Raw genomic sequence first — 24,228 nt, forward strand, 5'->3', positions numbered from 1 at the left:
CTTGGGATTTGAATCTGCGTCAGATTATTCGACCAAAAAACTAATTTTAAGATTGACCCGGTACTCTGTGATCTTATTCTCCTTGACCACGACCTTCTGTTCATTAATCCAAGCACCCTGAACATTTTTTACTGTTTCTGTCACTTTGGTAATTCCACTCTGGATGGCATCCTCAAAGCTTTTCGTGCTGCTTGAATTGACTTCGACCACTTTTGCAATAGCCATAATGGAGCTCTCTTGTTATGATGAATGAACTCTCATCATAGTGAATTTGATAATTTTAAAATGTCTGTTTAAACATCTCACAGCAAATCCTTACACAGGTTTTACATTGTATTATTGACTACATGATGACGAACTTTAGAGAGGATTATGCATCTGTTTTATGCTCATCCTATCTCAGTTTAGAGTTATCAAAATCAGGTCTTGGTTCATCGCTAGGCATCATCAAAAATAGAGTAAAAATTCTAATTATTTGTTTTTAATCAATAATTTTTTATAATTTTAACAAAATTGCCGAATTGATCATTTTTTCATAGCAGTAGATTGATATGATTATTCACGTAAATAAGGTTCAATTTTCTCCCAGTTCGACATCTCGAACATCTGTTTAAAAGGTGATGTTATGAACGCAATTAAATTTGCTTTGGCTGCAGCTGTGATGGCTTTTTCAGTAACTACGACTGCTCAGATTGTCTATACACCAGACTTTCCAACTAAACAGGCACCTGCAGTTGAAACTGCTTCAGCCGATACAGCTGGAACTGCTCAACAGGCTTAGGTTTTAAATTGCTTTTTACTACAACAGGCTGCTTATGCGGCCTGTTTTTTATTGTGATCTTTGACACTTTTCCAGATTTTACTGAGTGAAATCTCTAGAAAATATTTGATAAAAAATAACATTTTTTTATTTTCCTTGCCTATAATCAAAAAATAACCAATTTTAATTATATCCAGTTTGCTATGAATGAATTGCAGGCATTAGTACAAGGTAAACTTTCTCCTCAGGCATTTCCCATTGATCGTCTACTCCAGATCGCGGAACAATATACAGATCCTAACTCTGCCGAATATAAACTGATTGAACTGGCAGCCAATATTCTTCTGGCTCAAAGCCTGGATAAAGCACTCAAATATGTGTAGCAGATCGCCATGATGAATGCCCTTGAAAAAATCCATCTGATTAAAGAATTACATCAACTCGGACATGATTTAGAGCATCGCAACCTTAGTCTTTATGAAGTGGCTCGTTCCCAAAAACGGGTACATGAAATTTTTCTACAATGTAACGAACCTATTTTCAAAAAGCAGATTCTGGCATTTAAAACCCGAACCCAGCCTGAAACTGCCGCAGAAGAATTCGCTAAAGAAAGCCATTATTACTACACCTATCGCGGATTTTTCCAGGATCAACAGACTTTACAAACTGCCCTTTATACTCATCCTCTTTCTGGCTGGGCTTTCCTGCATGATTACAAACGTGGCTGGCAAATCTGGCTAATTCCTTCTCCGAATAGCCAGGCACTGGTCAGTGAATGGACGGATATCGAACAAAGTTTTAAATGGTTATTGCATCAGCAAGAACTTTCCTCATGTCTAAAGGCCGATATGGAATTACAGGCTGCTGCAACCACTTTATCCTTGGAAATGGTCGAGGATAGCTTTCCTGCCCCAAGCATTAACCCTTATATCTCTAAACGTGAAATCAGAGAGGAGCTATCAGCTGTTCAGGATTTACCATCTGAAAATAGTGTTGATCCTCAAGCTCAAACACTACCAGCAGCGATCGACACCATAGATTCTGTTCGTGAGGAACCACAGCCTGGCACTATTGAAAAAGCAGTTAAAATAGAGGTTCCCACTTCTTTACAGTGGCAAGGCCTATCCTTTCAAGTTTCGGAATTTAACTTTGCTGAAAATCAGAATTTCTATCAACTTGAGGTAGAATATCCAGATATTGAAAACCATGTAAAAATAGCTTGGTACAATCAAAAAGAAAATGACTTAAATCAACAGCCTGTATATCTAGCGGAACAAGTTGATCACCTCGGACGCTTTAGCCATTATGCTATGCTCCTAGGCGTACAGGAATGGCAGAAAGCCATTGAGTTGATACAACTTTGGGGGAAGCAGGCTGGATACCGAATCACTGCGATTAAAAGCATCTCTTCTGTTGAGTTAGGTAGGCAATTTTTGCAATTGGATTCGCTTTATCACGCTTATTCCCAACAGGCCCGGTTGATCTGGCAGCAGGAGAATTATTGTCTGTATCTTCCGCTGTATATGATGGCCACCAAAAAATTAATTATATTCGATGAGGCGGAAGCCGAATTTAATACTCCACTTCTGCTCCTCGAAGAACGGCAAAAACTGTGGGTGATCCATGGCGAAAAACGACTTTCGCTATCATCATCTGAACAGGTTTATCCTTGTCTGATTCTGAAACGTGATCAGCAAATTAACTGGCAGATGATTCATCAAATTATTCGTGATTTTAAAGAACCCATAGAAGTTCATGTGCTATATGATGCCATTCTCAGTAAAGCCTTGGAAAAATTGATGTAATTTTGTATCCCCTAATTGATTCAAGGTCGCTCTTCTGCAAAGTTATATTTGAAATATAAAGAAAAAGAGCAAGATGACCTTATGACGACAAACAGAATTTTGCCACTCCCCCTAATTCTGGTCAGTCTCGCCTGTATCAGTCCCACGATATGGGCAACACCTGACCAGTCTGAACCTGATATACGGACAGAAGAATCTCCTAATAAGCATATTGAGGAGCCAGAGCCTGCGAAAGGATTTAGTTTACTGGATCAGATTCCCCGGTTAATTGATAGCACACCAACAATTCTTCCTCAACAATCAAATGAACCGATTGTTCCCAGTACCACTGAAACTGAAGACAGAAGTTGGGTGGATCGCCAGCAAAAAGGGGTACGTAATTGGGCAGATCAAACTGCATACAAAATGAACAACTGGTTTGGAAAATCAGATGAAGATCAAGCAGCACATGCCACCTTACGCGTAATCCTGGATAACAGCTGGAATAAATACGATGAATATGAGATCAAGCCCCGTTTTCGGGGTCGGATCAAGCTTCCTACCCTAGAACGGAAACTGAGCCTGGTTTTTGGTGATGACAGTTTGGATAACGAGCTGGAAGGAAATATCGCAATTACCAATGAAAATCCAGGGAGTGAACCGGGCAAACGCTTGGATCGTAGTCGAACCCGGGAAGACAACAGCTCTCTGGCCTTACGTTGGTCCGAACTGTCGAAAAAATTGCCTTTCGAAACCGATCTAGATTTGGGTGTCCGTTCCGGAGATGACCTCTATGTACGTTTAAAGGCCAGTCGCGACTGGGAGTTACACAATGATTTTAGTTTCCATGCGGAACAGATCTATCGTTATGGTATCGATAGCGAAAACTATCTACGTACCAACCTGGAATTGACCCATGCACGTCCCAATGAAGCCTTTCTTTCCAACCAGTTAAGTCTGACCTATGCCGATGAACAGGAGGATGATCTGCGCTGGGATAATTACACCTTCCGTCAGCATCAGTTCTTTAATGACCATCGTTTCAGCTACGGCGTTTATACCGGTGGTTATATGAATGACACCAACTTGCGCCTGAACAGTTGGGGACCTTATGTTTCCTGGCGCCAGCCTTTTCTGCGGGAATGGTTTTTTATACAGACCGATGTCAATTATTTGAACGACCATCGTGAAGACCGTAGCCATTATTTAGGTGCTGCCCTGCGTCTGGAAGCTATTTTCTAAATTTCAACTCATCCAGAAATAAAAAAGCCCTTCTTTGGAAAGGCTTTTTTCTAGTTTCTTCACTTAAGCAAGTAATAAGCTATTAATGCGTTTGACATATTCAGCCGGATTGTCTGGTAAACCACCTTCAGCAATCACCGCCTGATCAAAGATCACATTGGCCAGATCTTCGAACTGCTCCGAGCTTTCCAGTTTTTTCACCAATGGATGCTCAGGGTTAATTTCCAGAATCGGTTTGCTATCTGGTACAGACTGACCCGCATCTTTGAGCATACGGATCAGTTGTGGCGACAACTCCCCTTCACCAGTCACCAGACAGGCTGGGGAATCCACCAGACGAGTGGTTACACGCACTTCTTTGGTTTTATCTTTTAACGAGTCAGTCAATTTTTCTACCACAGGCTTAAACTGCTCAGCCGCTGCTTCAAGCGCTTTCTTCTCTTCAGCATCCTGTAGATCACCTAAATCTACAGCACCTTTAGACACGTTTTTCAGTGGTGTACCATCGAACTCATGCACGAAATTCATGGCCCACTCATCCACACGCTCAGTCATCAGCAGTACTTCAATGCCTTTTTTCTTGAATACTTCCAGCTGAGGTGAGTTTTTCGCTGCATTCAGGCTTTCAGCGGTCACATAGTAAATCGCTTTCTGACCTTCTTTCATACGGGCTTTGTAGTCTGCTAATGAAGTGCTGACTTCATCATTGGTTGAAGTCGCGTAACGCAGCAGTTTCAGGATACGTTCACGATTACTAAAATCTTCACCCAAACCTTCTTTCAGTACCGCACCAAATTCACGGTAGAAGGTCTTGAATTTTTCCTGATCTTTTTCATCTTCAGATTTAGCCAGATTATCCAGCATGGTCAGCACACGACGGGTATTGCCCTCCCGGATAGTTTTTACATCGCGGCTTTCCTGCAGGAGTTCACGGCTCACATTTAATGGTAAATCGGCACTATCAACCACACCCTGTACGAAACGCAGATAATTTGGAATCAGGTTATCCGCATCATCCATAATAAATACGCGTTTCACATACAGTTTGATACCCGCTTTTGCATCACGGGTAAAAATGTCATGTGGTGCCTTGCTTGGAACATACAATAACTGGGTATATTCTGTGCTGCCTTCGACACGGTTATGGGTCCATGCCAGTGGTGCAGTAAAGTCATGGCTCAGGTTCTTATAGAACTCGATATATTGCTCTTCAGTAATTTCCGACTTGTTACGAGTCCACAGTGCACTGGCCGAGTTGATGGTTTCCCATTCATCGGTTTTCACATACTGACCACCTTTCGGTTCTTCACCTTCAGCAGCCTCTTCTTCCTGCCAGACTTCCTTTTGCATCTGGATTGGCAAGCTAATGTGGTCAGAGTATTTATTGATGATCTGCTTAACTTTATAACTATTTAGATAGTCATGGGCATCTTCACGCAGGTGCAGAATGATGTCTGTACCACGGCTTTCTTTAGTGATCTGTTCTACTTCAAATTCACCGGTACCATTACTGATCCAGCGCACACCTTCAGATTTATCTAAACCCGCACGACGTGATTCCACGGTAATCTTGTCCGCCACAATAAAGCCTGAATAGAAACCCACACCAAACTGACCGATCAACTGGGCATCGGCTTTCTGGTCACCTGTCAGTTTAGACATAAAGTCTTTGGTACCTGATTTGGCAATGGTACCCAGATTTTCAATCGCTTCCTGTTCGCTTAGACCAATACCATTGTCGGAAATAGTGATGGTTTTATTTTCAGCATCCAAGCTGACTCGAACATGTAAGTCTGGATCATTTTCATAATATTCAGGATGATTGATTCCTTCAAAACGCAGTTTGTCACATGCGTCAGATGCGTTAGAAATAAGTTCACGCAGGAAAATTTCAGGATTTGAGTATAGGGAATGGGTGACGAGGTGCAGTAACTGAGCCACCTCAGCTTGGAAACTGTGTTTTTGTGCGCTTGTTTCGCTCATTCTTCACTCCTTTCATTTTTATATAGACGTGCTGATGCCTATATGAATGGAGTGAGTTGTTTAATTTTCAATAGTCTCTTGCATTTTTCCCGTAAAAATTTTCATCAATTAGAATGAGCCTTGCTGATAGACCCGGTCTAAATGCAAATCCAGTTGTTGCTGACGCATACGGTAAACTTGGGCCAGACAATCCACAGATTCCCTACATTGATCACGAAATTCTAGCCATTTCACCTGTTCTCTCTGGATCACAGAACGCGTTCCCATCGGTACCAGATGCCGAACAATATTGTAACTGGTGACCATTTTCACATCCGCATCATTCAAAGTACGATTCTGGCAAATAGTTTTTTCAGTTGGAGTTTGGGCCTTCTGGCAATCAAAACTAGCCGCATGAGCTTGCGTCATCCATGCTGCAAAGAAGATCAATCCACTTTTCATCAACCACTTCATTATTGATCTTCCTTTTCTCTTATTCTGTAATCAATTTATCGTTAAGTTATGCCGTTAACTGTATTTGATACTGAGCAGTACACTCAATTAAATCACGTTATAAATCGTTGTTATTTTGCAATAAAAAAGCCCTATCCGTAGATAAGGCTTTTGTAGAATTCTAAAACTTAGAATTTGTAGCTGTAACCGATCGTGTAAACCATTGGATCAATATCCAGATCAAACTTAGCACCACCAGCCGCTTCAGTTAAAGTCACTTCAGGACTAATTTGAGCATAACGTGCATCAAAGAATACACCCCAGTTTTTTGCATCCGCTGGTTGGTAGTTAAAGCCTACTTGACCAGCAAAGCCAAAGTCTTCTTTAACATCTTTTGCTACACCACTTTCATCCCAGGCAATAAATGCTGTGCCACCTACACCGATATATGGTGTAAAGCGAGTTGAGTTTTTAAAATGGTATTTCGCTGTAACAGTCGGAGGTAATTGCTTAATTTTAGCTACCTTAGCACCATCTAATAACACATCATGACCGATAGGTGCTGCTAGAAGCAATTCAGCAGAAATATTGTCATTAAAGAAATATTCTACAGATGGAGTAAATGCTAATTCATTATCCGCTTCAACGGTACCCAAGCCTGTTTTTGTATCTCCAGTTGGCGCTAATGCAGAAGCCCCCACTTTCACTTGCCACTCACCTGCCATTGCAGATGCTGAAAGACCCATTAATGCAATTAGAGCAACTTGCTTTAACATTTTAAATACCCCATTGGAAGAATCATTATTAAGAAAAATACACCTTAATTAATAATAAACATGGCTGAAATTAATATGCAATAGGTATTATAAAATCAAATTTTAATTATTATTTAAGTATTTGTAATTATTTAATATTTATTTTAATCTGACCAACCTGGTTGGATTATAAAACCAACCAAGTTAATCTGATTTTATTATTATTTATTCTAAGTAAATAAGTCGGAATTAATAATATTTATTTAGTTTAAAATGTATGAAATATCACACAATCAAAGTACCATTGCCGCAATCCAACCAAAAATCAGCAATGGAATGTTGTAGTGGATAAAGGTTGGAATCACACTGTCTTTCATATGGTCATGTTGACCATCCATATTCAGGCCAGAGGTTGGACCAAGGGTAGAATCCGACGCTGGAGAACCTGCATCACCCAAGGCTGCTGCAGTACCAATGATGGCAATGGTCGCTTCCGGACTAAAACCAAACTGGATACATAGCGGTACATAAATAATCGCCAGAATGGGCACAGTCGAGAAAGATGAACCAATGCCGAGTGTCACCAACAGACCAATCAACAACATCAGGAATGCTGCCAATGCCTTACTTTGACCAATCCACTCCACTGAAGCTTTCACCAGCTCAGGCACCTGATTGGTCGCATCAATTACGGCCGCAAAACCTTGTGCGGCAATCATGATAAAACCAACCAATGCCATCATACGCATACCGCTAATGATCACATCATCCGCTTCTTTCCATTTGAAAATACCGGCACAACTCAGGATCGCAACGCCGACCAGACCAGCCAGAATCATCGAATCGGAATAAAGCTGTACAGCCAACGTTGCCACAACTGCAATCACTGCCATCCAGATGGTGAACTTGGCAATTTGTGGTCGACCTGTATTCTGTTCTACACCTAGCTCTGCAGAAATACTCTGCTGCTGCTCGATAAGAACATCTTTGTAAATACGTGGCTTACGGTAGCTAATAAACATCGCAACCAGCAGACCAATGAACATACCAAACACAGGAATCGCCATAGCACCAGGAATCTGATCATTGCTGATCTGGAAACCATAGGCTTTACCAAAGGTATTGATGTTGTGGCCCAGAATGTCATTCAGGAAGATGGCACCAAAACCAACAGGCACTAACATATAGGTTCCCACCAGACCAAAGGTCAGCAGACAGGCTATCAGACGGCGATCCAGTTGCAGATGGTTAAATACCACTAGTAAAGGCGGAATCAGTACCGGAATAAAGGCGATATGAACAGGAATGACGTTTTGGGAGAAAACTGCAGCCAGCGCCACAGTAAAGAAGATCACGTATTTGACACGATTTTGTGCCTTGAGATCAGCCTCACCTTTCAAAGTACTGATCATTTTATAGGCCAAAAGATCTGGCAAACCAGAACGGGCAAGGGCGAGAGCAAAAGCACCTAAAATACCGTACGCCAGCGCGATTTTAGCGCCACCACCCAAGCCATTGTTAAATGCATCTAAAGTTCCCTGCAGGCCAAGACCTGCCGACAAACCACCAACCACTGCACCTATGACAAGGGCAAATACCACGGGGACGCGTGCCAGAGCGAGTCCGAACATGACTCCGATAGCAGCAAGAATAGCAAACATAATAAATCGGGAATGAGAGAAAAGGAGACATTTTATCAGAAAATAGAATAAAAATTCCCCTGCCTTTTTACCGCCGACAAATCGCGCTTATTTCTGTATTAAGCCTGTTGCTGGATAAACTCCCGGATATGCTGAGCAACCAGATCAGGCTGGCTCAAAATCGCCCAATGATTGGCATTGAGCACGACTTTTCTGAAATTTCGTACCCATTTCGGCAGTTCATCGACCAGTTCCGGACTGACAAAATTATCGTATTTCAACACAATCGCCTGTACCGGACAGATGGCATAACGCTCGCGCGGTTTCAGCAAACGTGGAATAAAATTAGCCCGATAGAGCTTGATGCCGTATTTACCATCCTTAACGATATTATGATTCAACGGCAGGTCATGTTTTCGTTCCAGCTGGTTTACTACCCGCCCCCAGCGTTCGGCATCAAAAAAGTTCCAGACGGCTGGTGCCAGACCTGGCAACTGGAATGCCACGATATACCAGGACTTACTTAATTGTTTAAAAAATCTTGATTTGTTCTGCTTGAATTGATTACGCATCCAGAAAGCCGCATGATCCAGACAAGGTCCTGAAATGGTAGTAAATGAAAGAATCCGGCCCTCAAAGCGAGGATCAGTCACCGATTCCCAGGACTGGATCGAACCCCAATCATGAGCAACCAGATGGAAAAGTCGCCCCGGAATAATGGCGTTGGTAATTTCTTCAAGATCCTTGCTCAGTCGTTCCAGACGGAAATCCGAAACACATTTTGGCACAGAGGACTCACCTGCCCCACGCACATCATAGGTCACAATAAAATAATCCTGTTCCAAATGATGGATCACATCCTTCCAAACTTCCTGATGATCCGGATAGCCATGTACCAAAACTAAAACAGGATTAGTGGTGATCCCAAAGGTTCGCACTGCAAGACGTTGCTGATCACTGGTCGCCACCCATTGTGTTTGTGTTTCCATCTGGTCTTCCCTTATTGTTATTGACCGTTTATTGTATAACTCAGCATGATTTATCAATGCCATCGCAATTTTGTTGTTCTAGTATGCATAGCTAGAGAAGAAAAAAGAATGTCAGTATGAGCCTATTACGTAAAATTCAAAGCCTGCCCCTGATTACCAAATTCATGCTGAATCATTATGCACCGTATCGCGGTGCCGGGATTGAAGTGGAGGATCTCGATTACGCCAATAATCACATTCGCGTGAAAATGCCACTCACCCGCAAAAACCGCAATGTGGTCGGGGTACATTTTGGCGGCAGCCTGTATTCGATGGTCGATCCATTCTTTATGTTGCTGCTCATGCATCATCTGGGATCGAAATATATCGTCTGGGACAAGGATGCTAGTATCTCATTTCTTTCCCCGGGACGCGGTACGGTGTATGCGGACATTCGTATTGCTGCCAACGAAGTCAAAACCATTATTGAACTGGCAGCAGATCATGCACCGGTGTACCGTAACTATACCGTCGACATTTATGATGATTCAGGTGCCCGGATCGCTGAAGTACATAAGACCGTCTATATCCGCCGCAAAAAACCTAAAGCCTTATTCAAAGGCAAAGCAAAATAAGATTAATCCACAAAATAAAAGCGCCTAATCAGGCGCTTTCATCATTGAATCTGAGACTGTTTATGTCTTAGCGACGACGATTGTTCTGTTCAATTGCTGCACCAGCACCACCACCGATTGCACCACCAATAGCTGCACCAGCATTACCACCGAAGATGCTCTTACCGACTGCAGAACCGACTGCACCGCCGACACCACTATAGGTTGCGTTACGGTTTGAACCGCCTTGGGCTTTACTACCGACGGCTGCACCAGCACCACCACCGACTGCGGCACCTACGCCACCGCCGACACTGTTACCGACGCCACCACCAACTGCGCCACCAAGTGCTGCTGCGCCAATACGTTGATCGCGAGAGGACATATTTTCACAACCTGCCAACATAAAGGTGGAGACAGTCACCGCAGCGATTACGCCTACTAACTTTTTCATGATCCAGTTCCCTGTTTGATGCCTTTAGTCTAAGAGTAACCGGAATTTAAGGAGTAAATCATAACAAGATGTTAATTCTTGAAACGTCACTACTTTATTTTGTAAATAGCGCATGATTGTTCATGCTTTCAGACTTATTCAGCTTCTTCCACGGTCAATAGATCACGGGTAGTTTCACCATTTTCAGTCATCACCGTATGTGTCACTTTGGCTTGATCCACTCCACTATGTTGCTTGAGTTGCAGTGTGCGTTTTACTGGCTCTGCTTGATCCTTTTTAAATTCTACGCCTTCAGCATCAATGGTCTTGGTTCGCTTGATGATTTCTCCATCCTGCTTCACGGTAGTATTCAGTTCAATTTTAGAGGTTGGAACAATCACACCACCTTTCTGAATCACCGGAATCGCCAGTTTCTTATCAGAGAACTGCCCGAGGTTGTCATCAAATACCACTTCTTTGGCAACAATGTCTTTTCCTTTGTTAGTGAATTCGAGAATGGTTGCTTCGACATGACGGATCGGCTTCTGCCCTTCAACACGACGTAGCACTTCGGTTTTGAGTACAGGCACAACGGCCTTGTCATCTACCACAATACTGTTGGGCATCGGTGCAGCAACGGCACTCAGACTGATTGAACCGGATAAAAGTGCAAAACCAGCAAAACGAGAAAAATTCATCACATCCCCTCTTAAAATTTATCAATGAATTCAATTGTTATCCTTTGACTATATGAAAATTCATTTGAATTTAAAAGGTTTAAAATTCTTTATTTACGGTTTTAAAGCCATAAAAAAAGCCACCCGAAGGTGGCTTTTTCTCGTTTAACTTAATCTAATTACAGACCGTTAAACTCATCGTTAAATGCTTGGCTCAGCGCTTGGTCTACATCAGAGAAGTTGTTATGCAGTTCAAATTCTGCAGCTTCTGCTTCCTGACGACGACGTTCTAAGTGGTAAGCCAGACCTGTACCCGCTGGGATCAGACGACCTACAACTACGTTTTCTTTCAGACCACGCAGATCATCTTCTTTACCTGTTACAGCCGCTTCAGTTAACACACGAGTTGTTTCCTGGAACGATGCAGCAGAGATGAACGAGTCAGTAGAAAGCGACGCTTTGGTGATACCCATCAACAGACGTTCAAACTTCGCAGGGAACTTGTTCTGAGCAAGCAGCGCTTGGTTCTCTTGAACCACGCGGATGTAATCCACTTGTTCGCCTTTGATGAAGCTAGAATCACCACCGTCGATGATTTCAACTTTACGCAGCATCTGACGTACGATTACTTCGATGTGTTTATCGTTGATTTTTACACCTTGCAGACGGTAAACGTCCTGAACTTCGTTCACAATGTAGTTAGTCAACGCCACTTCACCTTTCAGACGTAAGATGTCATGCGGGTTTTGTGGACCATCAGAAATGGTTTCACCACGGTTCACATGTTCGCCTTCGAACACGTTGATGGTACGCCATTTCGGAATCAGTTCTTCGTAAACTTCTGAACCATCATCCGGAGTGATGACCAGACGGTTCTTACCTTTGGTCTCTTTACCGAAGCTCACAATACCAGACACTTCTGCAAGAATCGCGTGTTCTTTCGGCTTACGTGCTTCGAACAAGTCAGCAACACGTGGCAGACCACCGGTAATATCACGAGTACGTGAAGATTCTTGTGGTACACGACCGATAACGTCACCCACACCAATAGTTTCGCCATCACGGACAGAAAGAATGGTGTTTTGTGGCAGGAAGTAGAACTGTTCACCGCCATCTACTGTGTCAAGCACAACAGCTGGACGTAAATCTTTACCAGACGCTGGACGCGAAGTTACAGGCAAGATTTCAACAGTAGTCATACCTGTTGCATCATCAGTTTTCGATGTTGCAGTTACACCATCAGCGATTTGGCTGAAGCGAACTTTACCAGCAACTTCTGTAACCAGTGGATGTGTATGCGGATCCCAAGTTGCAACGATACCGCCTGCTTCTACGCCTTCGCCATCCTTGATCAGGATAGATGCACCGTATGGCAGTTTGTAACGTTCGCGCTCACGACCGATCTCATCCGCGATACCGATTTCACCAGAACGAGAAACAGATACCAGGTGACCTTTGGCATGCTGTACAGTTTTTACGTTGTGGAAACGTACTGTACCTTTGTTACGAACTTGTACGCTGTTTGCAGCAGAAGTTCGGCTCGCAGCACCACCCACGTGGAAGGTACGCATGGTTAACTGTGTACCTGGTTCACCGATTGACTGAGCAGCCATTACACCGACAGATTCACCTGGGTTCACCAAGTGACCACGTGCAAGGTCACGACCGTAACATTTCGCACATACACCGAATGAAGATTCACAAGATACAACTGAACGTACCTTAACTTCGTCGACACCTTGCTCTTCCAGGAAGTTTGCAAGTTTTTCGTCGATTAATGTGTTACGAGGCAGAATAACGTCTTCTGTACCTGGTTTAACTACATCTTCAGCAAGCACACGACCCAGTACTCGAGTACCCAGGTTCTCGATCACGTCACCGCCTTGAATGAACGGAGTCATTACCAGACCAGCATGTGTACCACAATCTGGCTCAGTAATTACCAAGTCTTGTGCAACGTCTACCAGACGACGAGTCAGATAACCAGAGTTCGCAGTTTTCAGTGCTGTATCGGCCAAACCTTTACGCGCACCGTGGGTTGAAATGAAGTACTGAAGTACTGTCAAACCTTCACGGAAGTTCGCTTTAATTGGGGTTTCGATGATCGAACCGTCCGGTTTCGCCATCAGACCACGCATACCCGCCAACTGACGAATCTGTGCCGCACTACCACGGGCACCAGAGTCAGACATCATGTAGATGCTATTGAATGATTTCTGTTTCTCGTCTTCGCCCTGTTTGTTTTTCACAGTCACGTAAGACAAGTTGTCCATCATCGCTTTCGCAACCTGGTCGTTGGTACGCGCCCAGATATCGACAACTTTGTTATAGCGTTCACCGGCAGTTACGAAACCTTGTTCGAACTGTTGTTCAATCTCACGTACTTCAGCTTCTGCTTTACCAATAATCGCTTGTTTTTGCGGTGGAATCAGCATGTCTTCCATACCAACCGAAACGCCTGAACGAGTCGCTTGACGGAAGCCCAGGTACATCAATTGGTCAGCGAAGATAACAGTGTCTTTCAGACCTAATTTACGGTAGCAAGAGTTGATGATTTTAGAGATGTTCTTTTTAGTCATCTCAACGTTGATTTGTTGGAAATCCATACCTTCTGGTACAACTTCCCAAAGCAAGCAACGACCCGGAGTTGTGTCAACAATAATAGTTTGTTGTTCACGGTTACCGTTTTCATCAATTACAGTTTGGTGTACACGTGCTTTAACGCGAGCGTGTAAATCAACCTGACCAGTTGCAAGCGCACGGTTTACTTCGTCAGTATCCGCGAACACCATGCCTTCACCTTTGGCATTGATTGCATCACGAGTGATGTAATACAAGCCCAAGACAACGTCCTGAGAAGGTACGATGATTGGCTCACCGTTCGCTGGAGACAAGATGTTGTTAGTCGACATCATTAACGCACGAGCTTCTAACTGAGCTTCAAGTGTTAATGGTACGTGTACCGCCATTTGGTCACCGTCGAAGTCGGCGTTGAACGCAGCACATACGAGTGGGTGAAGACGGATCGCTTTACCTTCGATCAGAATAGGTTCGAATGCTTGCAGACCTAGACGGTGAAGTGTCGGCGCACGGTTCAGCATCACTGGATGCTGACGGATCACAGATGCTAGTACGTCCCAAACTTCCGGAGTCTCGCGCTCAACCATTTTCTTCGCAGCTTTAATGGTTGTTGCCTGACCTGAAGCTTGCAGTTTCGCAAAGATGAATGGCTTGAACAGTTCAAGTGCCATTTTCTTAGGAAGACCACATTGGTGCAAACGAAGGCTTGGACCTACGGTAATTACCGAACGGCCTGAGTAGTCAACACGTTTACCCAGCAAGTTCTGACGGAAACGACCTTGTTTACCTTTGATCATGTCTGCCAAAGATTTCAGAGGACGTTTGTTCGAACCAGTAATTGCACGACCACGACGACCGTTATCCAGCAATGCATCCACAGACTCTTGCAGCATACGTTTTTCGTTACGTACGATAATGTCTGGAGCAGCCAGGTCAAGAAGACGTTTCAGACGGTTGTTACGGTTGATCACACGACGGTAAAGGTCGTTCAAATCAGAAGTCGCGAAACGGCCGCCTTCAAGAGGTACCAACGGACGAAGATCTGGTGGAAGTACTGGCAGTACATTCATCACCATCCATTCTGGCTTGTTGTTCGACTCTTTGAATGCTTCCATCAACTTCAGACGTTTAGACGCTTTTTTCAGCTTGGTTTCTGAAGTTGTGTTTGGAATTTCTTCACGCAGACGTGCGATTTCAGCTTCAAGATCGATGTCTTTTAACAGATCCTGAACTGCTTCTGCACCCATTTTCGCAGTGAATTCGTCACCGTGTTCTTCTAACGCATTGAAGTATTCTTCATCGTTCAGAAGTTGGTATTTCTCGAATGGAGTCATACCTGGGTCAGTTACCACATAAGATTCGAAGTACAGTACGCGTTCGATATCACGTAGTGTCATATCAAGTAACAAACCGATACGGCTTGGTAATGATTTCAGGAACCAGATGTGTGCAACTGGAGAAGCCAGCTCGATGTGACCCATACGTTCACGACGAACTTTCGCAGTTGTTACTTCAACGCCACATTTTTCACAAATGACGCCTTTGTATTTCATACGCTTGTATTTACCACACAAGCATTCGTAATCTTTTACTGGACCAAAGATTTTGGCACAGAACAAACCGTCACGCTCTGGCTTGAACGTACGGTAGTTGATTGTCTCTGGCTTTTTAACTTCACCGTGAGACCATGACTTAATCATTTCTGGTGACGCAAGACCAATACGGATGCGATCAAACTCTACAGGAGCATGACCGTCGGAATCCGTCTTTTTGCGCATGATATCGAGCAAGTCTTTCAATTTTTTTCTCCGTGTGTCGAGGAGATTTTCACTTCCCGACTGGGTCACAAATATTGTTTTTTAACTGAAATTTGGGAATCTCGAAATCCCCCTAAATCCCTCTTTAAAAAAGGGGGACTTTCTCCTCTCTTTAAGAAAGAGGGGCCGGGGGAGATTACTTAGTCACCATTTTTCAGTTCAATGTTGATACCTAAAGAACGGATCTCTTTGGTCAATACGTTGAACGATTCAGGCATACCTGGGTCCATGTAATGGTTACCATCTACAATGTTCTTATAGATACGGGTACGACCTTCAACGTCATCCGACTTCACAGTAAGCATTTCTTGAAGGGTATATGCTGCACCGTATGCTTCCAGTGCCCATACTTCCATCTCACCGAAACGCTGACCACCGAATTGAGCTTTACCACCCAGCGGTTGTTGCGTTACTAGAGAGTAAGAACCAGTAGAACGCGCATGCATCTTGTCGTCAACCAAGTGGTTCAGTTTCAGCATGTACATGTAACCTACAGTTACAGGACGGTCGAAACGTTCACCAGTACGGCCATCATACAGTACTGTTTGACCAGTACGTGACAGTCCGCCAAGTTCTAACAACTCTTTGATTTGTGATTCTTCTGCACCGTCGAATACAGGCGTTGCCAGAGGAACACCTTTACGCAGATTACCCGCCAGTGCCAAGATTTCATCATCAGTCAGGCTATCAAGATCTTCTTGTTTGCCACCAACCTTGTTGTAAATCTTGTCTAGGAAGTCACGCAGTTCAGCGATTTGGCGCTGTTCTTTCAGCATCTTGTCGATTTGATCGCCAAGACCTTTTGCAGCCATACCCAAGTGAGTTTCCAGAATCTGACCCACATTCATACGTGATGGTACACCCAGCGGGTTAAGTACGACATCAACTGGAACACCGTTAGCGTCGTGTGGCATGTCTTCTACAGGCAGGATGTTAGATACCACACCCTTGTTACCGTGACGACCCGCCATCTTATCACCAGGCTGGATGCGACGTTTAACAGCTAAGTAAACTTTAACAACTTTCAGAACACCAGTCGTCAGTTCATCACCAGTAGAAAGTTTGCGTTTCTTCTCAGCAAATTTCTCGTCGATCTCTTGGCTCTTCTCTTTCAGGAAGACCTGGATCTGTGTCAAACGTTCAGCAATTGCTTCGTCTGCAGGCTGGATATCAAGAAGATCAACAAGTTCCAGACCAGACAGTACTTCTTCAGTCAGCTTGTCGCCGCGTTTAGTTGTACCACCACCGTTAGATTCTTGACCTTTCAGCAAGCGGACAATACGTTCACGTGCAGCTTCTTCGAAGATTTTGAACTCTTCTTTCAAGTCTTTACGGTAAGCATCAAGCTGAGCTTTTTCAATTGCTTGAGCACGTTCGTCTTTTTCAAGACCATCACGTGTAAACACTTGAACGTCGATGACTGTACCTTTAGTACCTGATGGAACGCGTAAAGAAGAATCTTTCACGTCAGCTGCTTTTTCACCGAAGATTGCACGAAGCAGTTTTTCTTCAGGAGTCAGCTGAGTTTCACCTTTAGGCGTTACTTTACCAACCAGGATGTCACCCGCTGTTACTTCAGCACCGATGTAAACGATACCTGATTCGTCCAGTTTAGAAAGCGCAGCTTCACCCACGTTCGGGATATCGGCAGTGATTTCTTCAGCACCCAGTTTCGTATCACGTGCAACACATGACAGTTCCTGGATGTGGATCGAAGTCAGACGGTCTTCTTGTAGAACACGCTCAGAAAGCAAGATCGAGTCTTCGTAGTTGTAACCGTTCCAAGTCATGAACGCTACGCGCATGTTTTGACCCAGTGCCAGCTCACCGCCATCAGTAGATGGACCATCAGCCAGAACGTCACCACGACCTACTTGATCACCCAGTTTCACTAGAACTTTCTGGTTGATACAGGTGTTCTGGTTAGAACGTGTGTATTTGATCAGGTTGTAGATATCTACACCTGCTTCACCCGCAACCATTTCGTCTTCATTGACACGAATCACGACACGAGAAGCATCAACATATTCGATACGACCACCACGTTTCGCAAGCACACACACACCAGAGTCACGTGCTACGTTTGCTTCCATACCCGTACCAACAAGCGGCTTGTCAGCGATCAGGGTAGGAACAGCCTGACGTTGCATGTTTGAACCCATCAATGCACGGTTCGCGTCATCGTGTTCAAGGAACGGAATCAGCGATGCTGCTACAGATACAACCTGCTGAGCAGATACATCCATGTGGGTTACTTTTTCTGGTGGAATACGTACGAATTCACCTTGGTAACGTACAGATACGAATTCTTCAGTCAGGTTACCGTCTTTATCTACAGCAGAGTCGGCCTGTGCAATTACAGTGCCTACTTCTTCAATTGCAGACAGGTATTCAACTTCGTCAGTTACACGGCCATCAACCACTTTACGGTATGGAGTTTCCAGGAAACCGAAGTTGTTACATTTCGCGTAAACAGACAGCGAGTTGATCAAACCAATGTTTGGACCTTCAGGTGTTTCAATTGGACATACACGACCGTAGTGAGTTTGGTGTACGTCACGTACTTCGAAGCCCGCACGTTCACGAGTCAAACCACCAGGCCCAAGCGCTGATACACGACGTTTGTGTGTAATTTCAGACAATGGGTTGTTTTGGTCCATGAACTGAGACAACTGGCTTGAACCAAAGAATTCTTTGATTGCAGCAGCCACTGGCTTCGCGTTGATCAGGTCTTGCGGAGACAGGTTGTCAGTTTCAGCTTGAGACAGACGCTCTTTAACCGCACGTTCTACGCGAACCAGACCTACACGGAATTGGTTCTCAGTCATTTCACCTACAGAACGTACGCGACGGTTACCCAAGTGGTCGATATCATCGACTTCACCTTTACCGTTACGGATCTCTACTAATGTTTTAAGAACATCAGTGATATCTTCATTCGACAGGATGCCTTCAACTTCGCGAGACTTCTGGTCAGTACCCACTTCGTAAGGACGACCCAGACGACGGTTGAACTTCATACGGCCGACTGGAGATAGGTCATAACGCTCAGAAGAGAAGAACAGGTTGTTGAACAGGTTCTCAGCAGCTTCCTTTGTAGGTGGCTCACCTGGACGCATGACTTTGTAGATTTCTACAAGTGCTTCTTCACGATCTTTAGTCAGGTCAGCACGTAATGTGTCAGCAATGAACGGACCGCGGTCGATGTCATTGGTGAACAGGATATTGAACTGTTTTACGCCGCCTTCAGCGATTTTCACCATGATTTCATGGCTAAGCACAGTGTTCGCAGAGATTACTTCGCCATCTTTCAGCGCGATGTCTTCAGCAGTGATACGTTCGTACAGGTACTCATCTGGTACAGACAGTTTCTCAAGGCCTGCCGCTTCCATTTGACGTACATGACGTGCGTTGATACGTTTACCCTGTTCAACAATGACTTTGCCATCTTTGTCAGCAATGTCGAATTGTGCCATCTCGCCACGCAGGCGTTCTGGAATAAGATCAATCTGGTAGCTGCCCATGTCCAGGTAAACAGGAACTTTCTCGTAGAACATGTCGAGAATTTGTTCGTTGTTGTAACCCAGCGCACGAAGAACAACAGTCGCAAGAAGTTTACGACGACGGTCAATACGTACGTATACAAGGTCTTTAGCATCGAATTCGAAGTCTAACCATGAACCACGGTAAGGGATGATACGTGCTGAATAAAGCACTTTACCACTTGAGTGAGTCTTACCTTTATCGTGGTCGAAGAATACGCCTGGTGAACGGTGTAACTGAGATACGATGACACGTTCAGTACCGTTGATCACAAAAGTACCGTTCTCAGTCATCAAAGGCATTTCGCCCATGTAGACTTCTTGTTCACGTACGTCTTTAATTGATTTAGTTTCGCGATCTTTCAGGATCAGGCGAATTTTCACACGCATTGGCGCTGCATAAGTTGAGCCACGAAGGATACATTCGCGTACATCAAACTCAGGCTTACCAAGACTATACTCAACAAATTCTAAAGCAGCATTGCCAGAATAACTTTCAATAGGAAAAACTGAACGAAATGCGGCTTGGAGACCGATATCTTCGCGGTTTTTTGGTGATTTGCCATCTTGTAAGAAGGTTCTGTACGAGTCGACTTGGATCGCGAGCAAGTACGGAACATCCATTACGCTAGGCAATTTACCAAAATTCTTACGGATCCGTTTCTTTTCGGTATATGAGTATGCCATCTGGAGTCCTCGGAAAGTGTAAACTGAACCCGCCTGCAGAACGGGTTCAGAAGGAATTACGCAGGCCGATATGGCCACCACTCTTTACAAATGCTGCAATTTTTAGTGGTATTAAAACGCTTAACAATATTTTTTACTGAAAAATATTGGTAAGCGTTTGATCATTTATGTTTGTTTTTAATTTGTATGAATTTATATCATGCAAACAAAAATCGAGCCGATTATTGTAACGCAAAAAGGCTGATGACCCAAGAGCCATCAGCCAATTTTTGGAACCGATTATAAAAAAACCGGCTCCTTTAAGAAATTACTTAAGTGTAACTGTAGCACCAGCTTCTTCAAGTTTCTTCTTAAGTTCTTCGCCTTCTTCTTTAGAAACGCCTTCTTTAAGAACTGAAGGAGCGCTTTCAACAAGATCTTTCGCTTCTTTAAGACCAAGGCCAGTAGCTTCACGAACTGCTTTAATTACAGCAACTTTGTTACCACCGAAAGAAGTCAACTCAACGTTGAATTCTGATTGTTCTTCAGCAGCAGCAGCGCCAGCGCCTGGAGCAGCAGCAACAGCTACAGCAGCAGCAGATACGTTGAATTTTTCTTCAAAAGCAGAGATCAGTTCAACAAGTTCAAGAACAGTTTTTTCTGCAACTGCGTTTAGGATTTCTTCGTTAGTTAAAGCCATGAGAATAACTCCAAATGGAAATTGAATGGTGTGGAAATAAGTTTAAGCTTAAGCTGCTTCTGACTCGTTTTTCTCTTTGAGTGCTGTAAGCAAGCGACCCAGTTTCGAAATAGGAGCTTGAAGAACGTTTGCAAGCATAGTAAGCGCTTTTTCTTGGTTCGGAAGGTTTGCGATCACGCTAACTTCAGCACCTTTGTAAAGCTTGCCGTCAAATGCAGCAGCTTTAAGCTCAAATGCTTTGTTAGTTTTAGCAAATTCTTCGAACAAACGAGCAGCAGCACCCATGTCGTCTTCAGAAGTTGAGAAGCCTAAGATTGTTGGGCCAACAAGGTCGTCATTCAAGATAGTGAATTGAGTATCTTGAAGAGCACGTTTAGCCAGAGTGTTACGCACGATACGTGTGTGAACACCTAGTTTACGAGCTTCAACACGTAGAGCAGTTAATTGCTCAACTGTTAAACCTTGGTAGTCAGCAACAACAGCAGAGAACGCTTTAGAAGCAACTTCACTTACTTCTGCAACGATCTGTTTTTTGCCTTCGATAAGAAGAGCCATTGTAAAACCTCCTAACGGTGATTTATGCATTCAAAGGAATGCACTCCCAATTCGTAAATCCATCACTGGACTTACACGCGGAGGAGGAAGTAAATCACACCACCGCGTCTACGCAGGCTGGGTTATTAAGAGAGAAGCATAAAACTCCCCTCGCCTGAGGTCTTTGACGCTGATAAATTCTCATTTATCAATTCAAAGTCTGCCTGAGGGGCGGTCAGCAAAGCATGCTTTGCCGACCCGCAAGACGAGAAGCTATGCTTCGAGTGAAGCTATTTCTCTTCTTGCGTAAGTTTTAAAGCAGCGCTTTAAAACTTACTCAGGGCTTTAAAATTCTTTTTTAATCTTTCGATTAAGCAGAAACGTTGTTTACGTCGATAGTCAGACCTGGGCCCATAGTAGAGCTCAGAGTGATTTTCTTGATATAAACACCTTTAGAAGTCGCAGGTTTTGCTTTCTTCAGGTCAGCTACAAGAGCTTCAACGTTTGAACGAACAGCTTCAGCAGTGAAACCTACTTGACCGATCGCAGCGTGGATAATACCCGCTTTGTCTACACGGTAACGTGCTTGACCAGCTTTTGCATTTTTAACTGCAGTAGCAACGTCAGGAGTTACAGTACCCACTTTAGGGTTTGGCATTAAGCCACGTGGACCAAGGATAGTACCCAGTTTACCAACAACGCGCATTGCATCAGGAGCAGCAATAACTACGTCGAAGTCCAGGTTTCCGCCTTGGATGCTTTCAGCAAGATCGTCGAAACCAACAACATCTGCACCAGCTTCTTTCGCAGCTTCAGCAGCAGCGCCTTGAGCGAATACAGCTACACGTACAGTTTTACCAGTACCTGCAGGAAGAGTAGTCGCACCACGAACAACCTGGTCAGATTTACGAGGGTCAACGCCTAGGTTAACCGCGATATCCAAAGATTCTTTGAATTTCGCAGCTGGAAGGCTGTTAAGAACTTGTACTGCTTCTTCCAAAGAGTAAACTTTGTTTGCTTCTACAGCAGCAGCAATGGCTTTTTGACGTTTAGTTAACTTTGCCATGTCTTATAGCTCCACTTCCAAGCCCATAGAACGTGCAGAACCAGCGATGGTACGAACACGCGCGTCTAAATCAGCACCAGTCAAGTCTGGTTCTTTAGTAGTCGCGATTTCTTCTAACTGAGCACGAGTCAACTTACCAACTTTAGTTTTGTTAGGTACAGCTGAACCTTTTTGGATACCAGCAGCTTTCTTAAGAAGAATAGCAGCAGGTGGAGTTTTCATGATGAATGTGAACGACTTGTCGTTGTACACAGTGATCACGACTGGGATTGGCAGACCTGGTTCAACTTTCTGAGTTGCAGCGTTGAACTCTTTACAGAACGCCATGATGTTAACACCACGTTGACCCAATGCAGGACCAATAGGTGGAGATGGATTCGCTTTACCAGCTGGAACTTGCAGCTTGATATAGCCGTCAATCTTCTTAGCCATTTCAAATTACCTCTGGGTACAAACGCCGCTAGGCTCCCCAATGATTTCCAAGTAACGAGACACCGTTACAACAACAATGCCCGATTCTCAAAGAAATCGAGCGTTTCCCACCAATCCAGATTAAATTGTTTTTTCGACTTGGCGAAATTCCAATTCAACCTGAGTTGGACGGTTAAATACATTAATAGTCAGCGTTAAGCGTGACTTATCGTACTGAACTTCTTCCACCACACCTTTAAAGTCTGTGAATGGACCGTCAATAACGAGTAATTCTTCGCCTGGCTCAAACATTGTCTTAGGACGAGGTGCTTCACCAGTATTGCGTACACGTGCAAGAATCGCGTCAGCTTCTTTTTGCGTAATTGGGGCAGGTTTTTCTGCTGTACCACCAATGAAACCAAGCACTTTTGGACATTCTTTCACAATGTGCCAAGTTTCGTCGTTCATTTCCATTTCGACTAATACATAGCCTGGGAAGAACTTACGCTCTGATTTACGTTTCTTACCATCCTTCATTTCTACCACTTCTTCGGTAGGAACAAGGACTTCACCAAACTTATCGGCTACAGCGCTACGCTGGATTCGATCATTAAGCGAACGCATCACTTGTTTTTCATAGCCTGAGTAGGCATGAATAATGTACCAACGTTTCATAGCTCTCTTACCCGATAATAAACTTCATTAACCAGCCTAAGACATAGTCAAAGCACCATAAGACAATGGCTGCAATAATAACTACCAGAAGAACCTGCCATGAAGTGGTCACGGTTTCCTGTTTAGTAGGCCAGGTCACACGACGAAGCTCGATTCGTGCATCTTTCAGCAGTCGAACAAAGCCTTTGCCTTGATGGGTGGCGTATAATAAACCTAAAGCGCCTACGATACAAGCTAAAATCACCCCAACACGAACCCAGATATCATTCGCTGGTGCCCAATATGCTGGCAAATATTGATTTACCATCAGTGCACCGCCCAATAAAATCAAGGCGATAACCCATAGAATGACATCTAATGGAGAACCAGTTTTTACATCTACAGGATTATTTCTTTGAGGAATTGCCGCGCCGCTTGTAGCGTCACGTGTTTTATCATTCGACATTTTTTTACTCGTCGTAGGTTTCGCGACTTATTATATGACCAGAATTGCCGACATCAAGCATCTTAAGAAAAAAAGATGGCAGGTCAGGAGGGACTCGAACCCCCAACATTCGGTTTTGGAGACCGACGCTCTACCAATTGAACTACTGACCTTCAAAAAAAGACAGACTGGAGCCGAGGCTCCAGTCATTATCTTACACTATATTATGCAGTAACGCGAGATACTACACCAGCACCAACTGTACGACCACCTTCACGGATCGCGAAGCGTAAGCCAGCGTCCATTGCGATTGGGTGGATCAGTTCTACTGACATTTCAACGTTGTCACCTGGCATTACCATTTCAACGCCTTCTTTCAACTGGATCGCACCAGTTACATCAGTTGTACGGAAGTAGAACTGTGGACGGTAACCATTCAGGAATGGAGTGTGACGGCCACCTTCGTCTTTAGACAGTACGTATACTTCTGCGTCGAATTTAGTGTGCGGTTTGATTGTACCTGGT

Annotated in this window: 21 protein-coding genes, 1 tRNA gene and 1 pseudogene; 5 read left to right on the plus strand and 18 right to left on the minus strand. The window is 44.0% G+C overall.

All coding sequences use genetic code 11. The features are described from left to right. Positions 1–24: 24 nt before the first annotated feature. Complete coding sequence (locus tag GW12_RS12335) at positions 25–225, minus strand: dodecin family protein (protein WP_034587939.1); 201 nt, start codon at positions 223–225, stop codon at positions 25–27. Positions 226–625: 400 nt separating this feature from the next. Between GW12_RS12335 and GW12_RS15895 the strand changes: the two genes are divergently transcribed. The 4 genes from GW12_RS15895 (at position 626) to GW12_RS12350 (ending at position 3,786) form a co-directional block, all read left to right on the plus strand. Further along, positions 626–781, plus strand: a complete 156-nt coding sequence (locus tag GW12_RS15895) for a hypothetical protein (RefSeq protein WP_171077712.1) — start codon at positions 626–628, stop codon at positions 779–781. Positions 782–963: 182 nt separating this feature from the next. Then, positions 964–1,143, plus strand: a complete 180-nt coding sequence (locus tag GW12_RS12340; RefSeq protein ID WP_034587942.1) for a hypothetical protein — start codon at positions 964–966, stop codon at positions 1,141–1,143. A 9-nt stretch (positions 1,144–1,152) separates the two neighbouring features. Then, positions 1,153–2,565 (plus strand): hypothetical protein, encoded by a 1,413-nt coding sequence (locus GW12_RS12345; RefSeq protein ID WP_227504168.1) that lies wholly within the window; start codon positions 1,153–1,155, stop codon positions 2,563–2,565. Between the two features lie 81 nt (positions 2,566–2,646). Beyond that, positions 2,647–3,786: a hypothetical protein gene (locus GW12_RS12350; protein ID WP_034587981.1), complete on the plus strand. Its 1,140-nt coding sequence runs from the start codon at positions 2,647–2,649 to the stop codon at positions 3,784–3,786. Positions 3,787–3,849: 63 nt separating this feature from the next. Here the strand turns inward: GW12_RS12350 and htpG are convergent, their stop codons facing one another. The 5 genes from htpG to GW12_RS12375 all read right to left on the minus strand — a co-directional run bounded on the left by htpG (position 3,850) and on the right by GW12_RS12375 (position 9,585). After that, entirely contained in the window at positions 3,850–5,769 is a 1,920-nt protein-coding gene (gene htpG / locus GW12_RS12355) for a molecular chaperone HtpG (RefSeq protein ID WP_034587944.1), read from the minus strand. Positions 5,770–5,877: 108 nt separating this feature from the next. Beyond that, complete coding sequence (locus GW12_RS12360) at positions 5,878–6,222, minus strand: lysozyme inhibitor LprI family protein (protein ID WP_034587947.1); 345 nt, start codon at positions 6,220–6,222, stop codon at positions 5,878–5,880. Positions 6,223–6,389: 167 nt separating this feature from the next. After that, entirely contained in the window at positions 6,390–6,977 is a 588-nt protein-coding gene (locus GW12_RS12365; protein ID WP_034587949.1) for an OmpW family protein, read from the minus strand. A gap of 272 nt (positions 6,978–7,249) precedes the next feature. Continuing rightward, positions 7,250–8,617, minus strand: a complete 1,368-nt coding sequence (locus tag GW12_RS12370; RefSeq protein ID WP_034587951.1) for a Na+/H+ antiporter family protein — start codon at positions 8,615–8,617, stop codon at positions 7,250–7,252. A 98-nt stretch (positions 8,618–8,715) separates the two neighbouring features. After that, the gene (locus tag GW12_RS12375) at positions 8,716–9,585 is read right to left on the minus strand and encodes an alpha/beta fold hydrolase (RefSeq protein WP_034587954.1); all 870 of its coding nucleotides are present in this window, start codon (positions 9,583–9,585) and stop codon (positions 8,716–8,718) included. A 116-nt stretch (positions 9,586–9,701) separates the two neighbouring features. Between GW12_RS12375 and GW12_RS12380 the strand changes: the two genes are divergently transcribed. Then, positions 9,702–10,199, plus strand: coding sequence for a DUF4442 domain-containing protein (locus GW12_RS12380; protein ID WP_034587956.1), 498 nt, complete (start codon positions 9,702–9,704; stop codon positions 10,197–10,199). Positions 10,200–10,266: 67 nt separating this feature from the next. On the opposite strand, the gene GW12_RS12385 is transcribed toward GW12_RS12380, so the two are convergent. The 12 genes and pseudogenes from GW12_RS12385 to tuf form a co-directional block, all read right to left on the minus strand. Then, positions 10,267–10,632, minus strand: a complete 366-nt coding sequence (locus GW12_RS12385; protein ID WP_034587958.1) for a glycine zipper domain-containing protein — start codon at positions 10,630–10,632, stop codon at positions 10,267–10,269. Between the two features lie 134 nt (positions 10,633–10,766). After that, positions 10,767–11,309, minus strand: coding sequence for a hypothetical protein (locus GW12_RS12390; protein WP_034587960.1), 543 nt, complete (start codon positions 11,307–11,309; stop codon positions 10,767–10,769). 158 nt (positions 11,310–11,467) lie between these two features. Then, entirely contained in the window at positions 11,468–15,667 is a 4,200-nt protein-coding gene (gene rpoC, locus GW12_RS12395) for a DNA-directed RNA polymerase subunit beta' (protein WP_034587962.1), read from the minus strand. A 158-nt stretch (positions 15,668–15,825) separates the two neighbouring features. Continuing rightward, positions 15,826–19,914 carry a DNA-directed RNA polymerase subunit beta gene (gene rpoB / locus GW12_RS12400; protein WP_034587964.1) on the minus strand — a complete coding sequence of 1,363 codons (4,089 nt, stop codon included), beginning with the start codon at positions 19,912–19,914 and terminating at the stop codon, positions 15,826–15,828. 307 nt (positions 19,915–20,221) lie between these two features. Beyond that, positions 20,222–20,593 carry a 50S ribosomal protein L7/L12 gene (gene rplL, locus GW12_RS12405; protein WP_034587965.1) on the minus strand — a complete coding sequence of 124 codons (372 nt, stop codon included), beginning with the start codon at positions 20,591–20,593 and terminating at the stop codon, positions 20,222–20,224. A 48-nt stretch (positions 20,594–20,641) separates the two neighbouring features. Further along, positions 20,642–21,148: a 50S ribosomal protein L10 gene (gene rplJ / locus GW12_RS12410; RefSeq protein WP_034587967.1), complete on the minus strand. Its 507-nt coding sequence runs from the start codon at positions 21,146–21,148 to the stop codon at positions 20,642–20,644. Between the two features lie 349 nt (positions 21,149–21,497). Continuing rightward, positions 21,498–22,193: a 50S ribosomal protein L1 gene (gene rplA / locus GW12_RS12415; protein WP_034587970.1), complete on the minus strand. Its 696-nt coding sequence runs from the start codon at positions 22,191–22,193 to the stop codon at positions 21,498–21,500. A gap of 3 nt (positions 22,194–22,196) precedes the next feature. Further along, positions 22,197–22,625 (minus strand): 50S ribosomal protein L11, encoded by a 429-nt coding sequence (rplK, locus tag GW12_RS12420; protein ID WP_034587972.1) that lies wholly within the window; start codon positions 22,623–22,625, stop codon positions 22,197–22,199. A gap of 120 nt (positions 22,626–22,745) precedes the next feature. Continuing rightward, positions 22,746–23,279 (minus strand): transcription termination/antitermination protein NusG, encoded by a 534-nt coding sequence (gene nusG / locus GW12_RS12425; protein WP_034587974.1) that lies wholly within the window; start codon positions 23,277–23,279, stop codon positions 22,746–22,748. A gap of 7 nt (positions 23,280–23,286) precedes the next feature. Then, entirely contained in the window at positions 23,287–23,724 is a 438-nt protein-coding gene (gene secE, locus GW12_RS12430; RefSeq protein ID WP_034587977.1) for a preprotein translocase subunit SecE, read from the minus strand. Positions 23,725–23,800: 76 nt separating this feature from the next. Then, a tRNA-Trp gene (locus GW12_RS12435) sits at positions 23,801–23,876 on the minus strand. A 51-nt stretch (positions 23,877–23,927) separates the two neighbouring features. Then, a pseudogene (tuf, locus tag GW12_RS12440) lies at positions 23,928–24,228 on the minus strand (elongation factor Tu); the annotation flags it as partial.

The organism is Acinetobacter sp. HR7, assembly GCF_000773685.1.
GTDB classification, from domain to species: domain Bacteria; phylum Pseudomonadota; class Gammaproteobacteria; order Pseudomonadales; family Moraxellaceae; genus Acinetobacter; species Acinetobacter thermotolerans.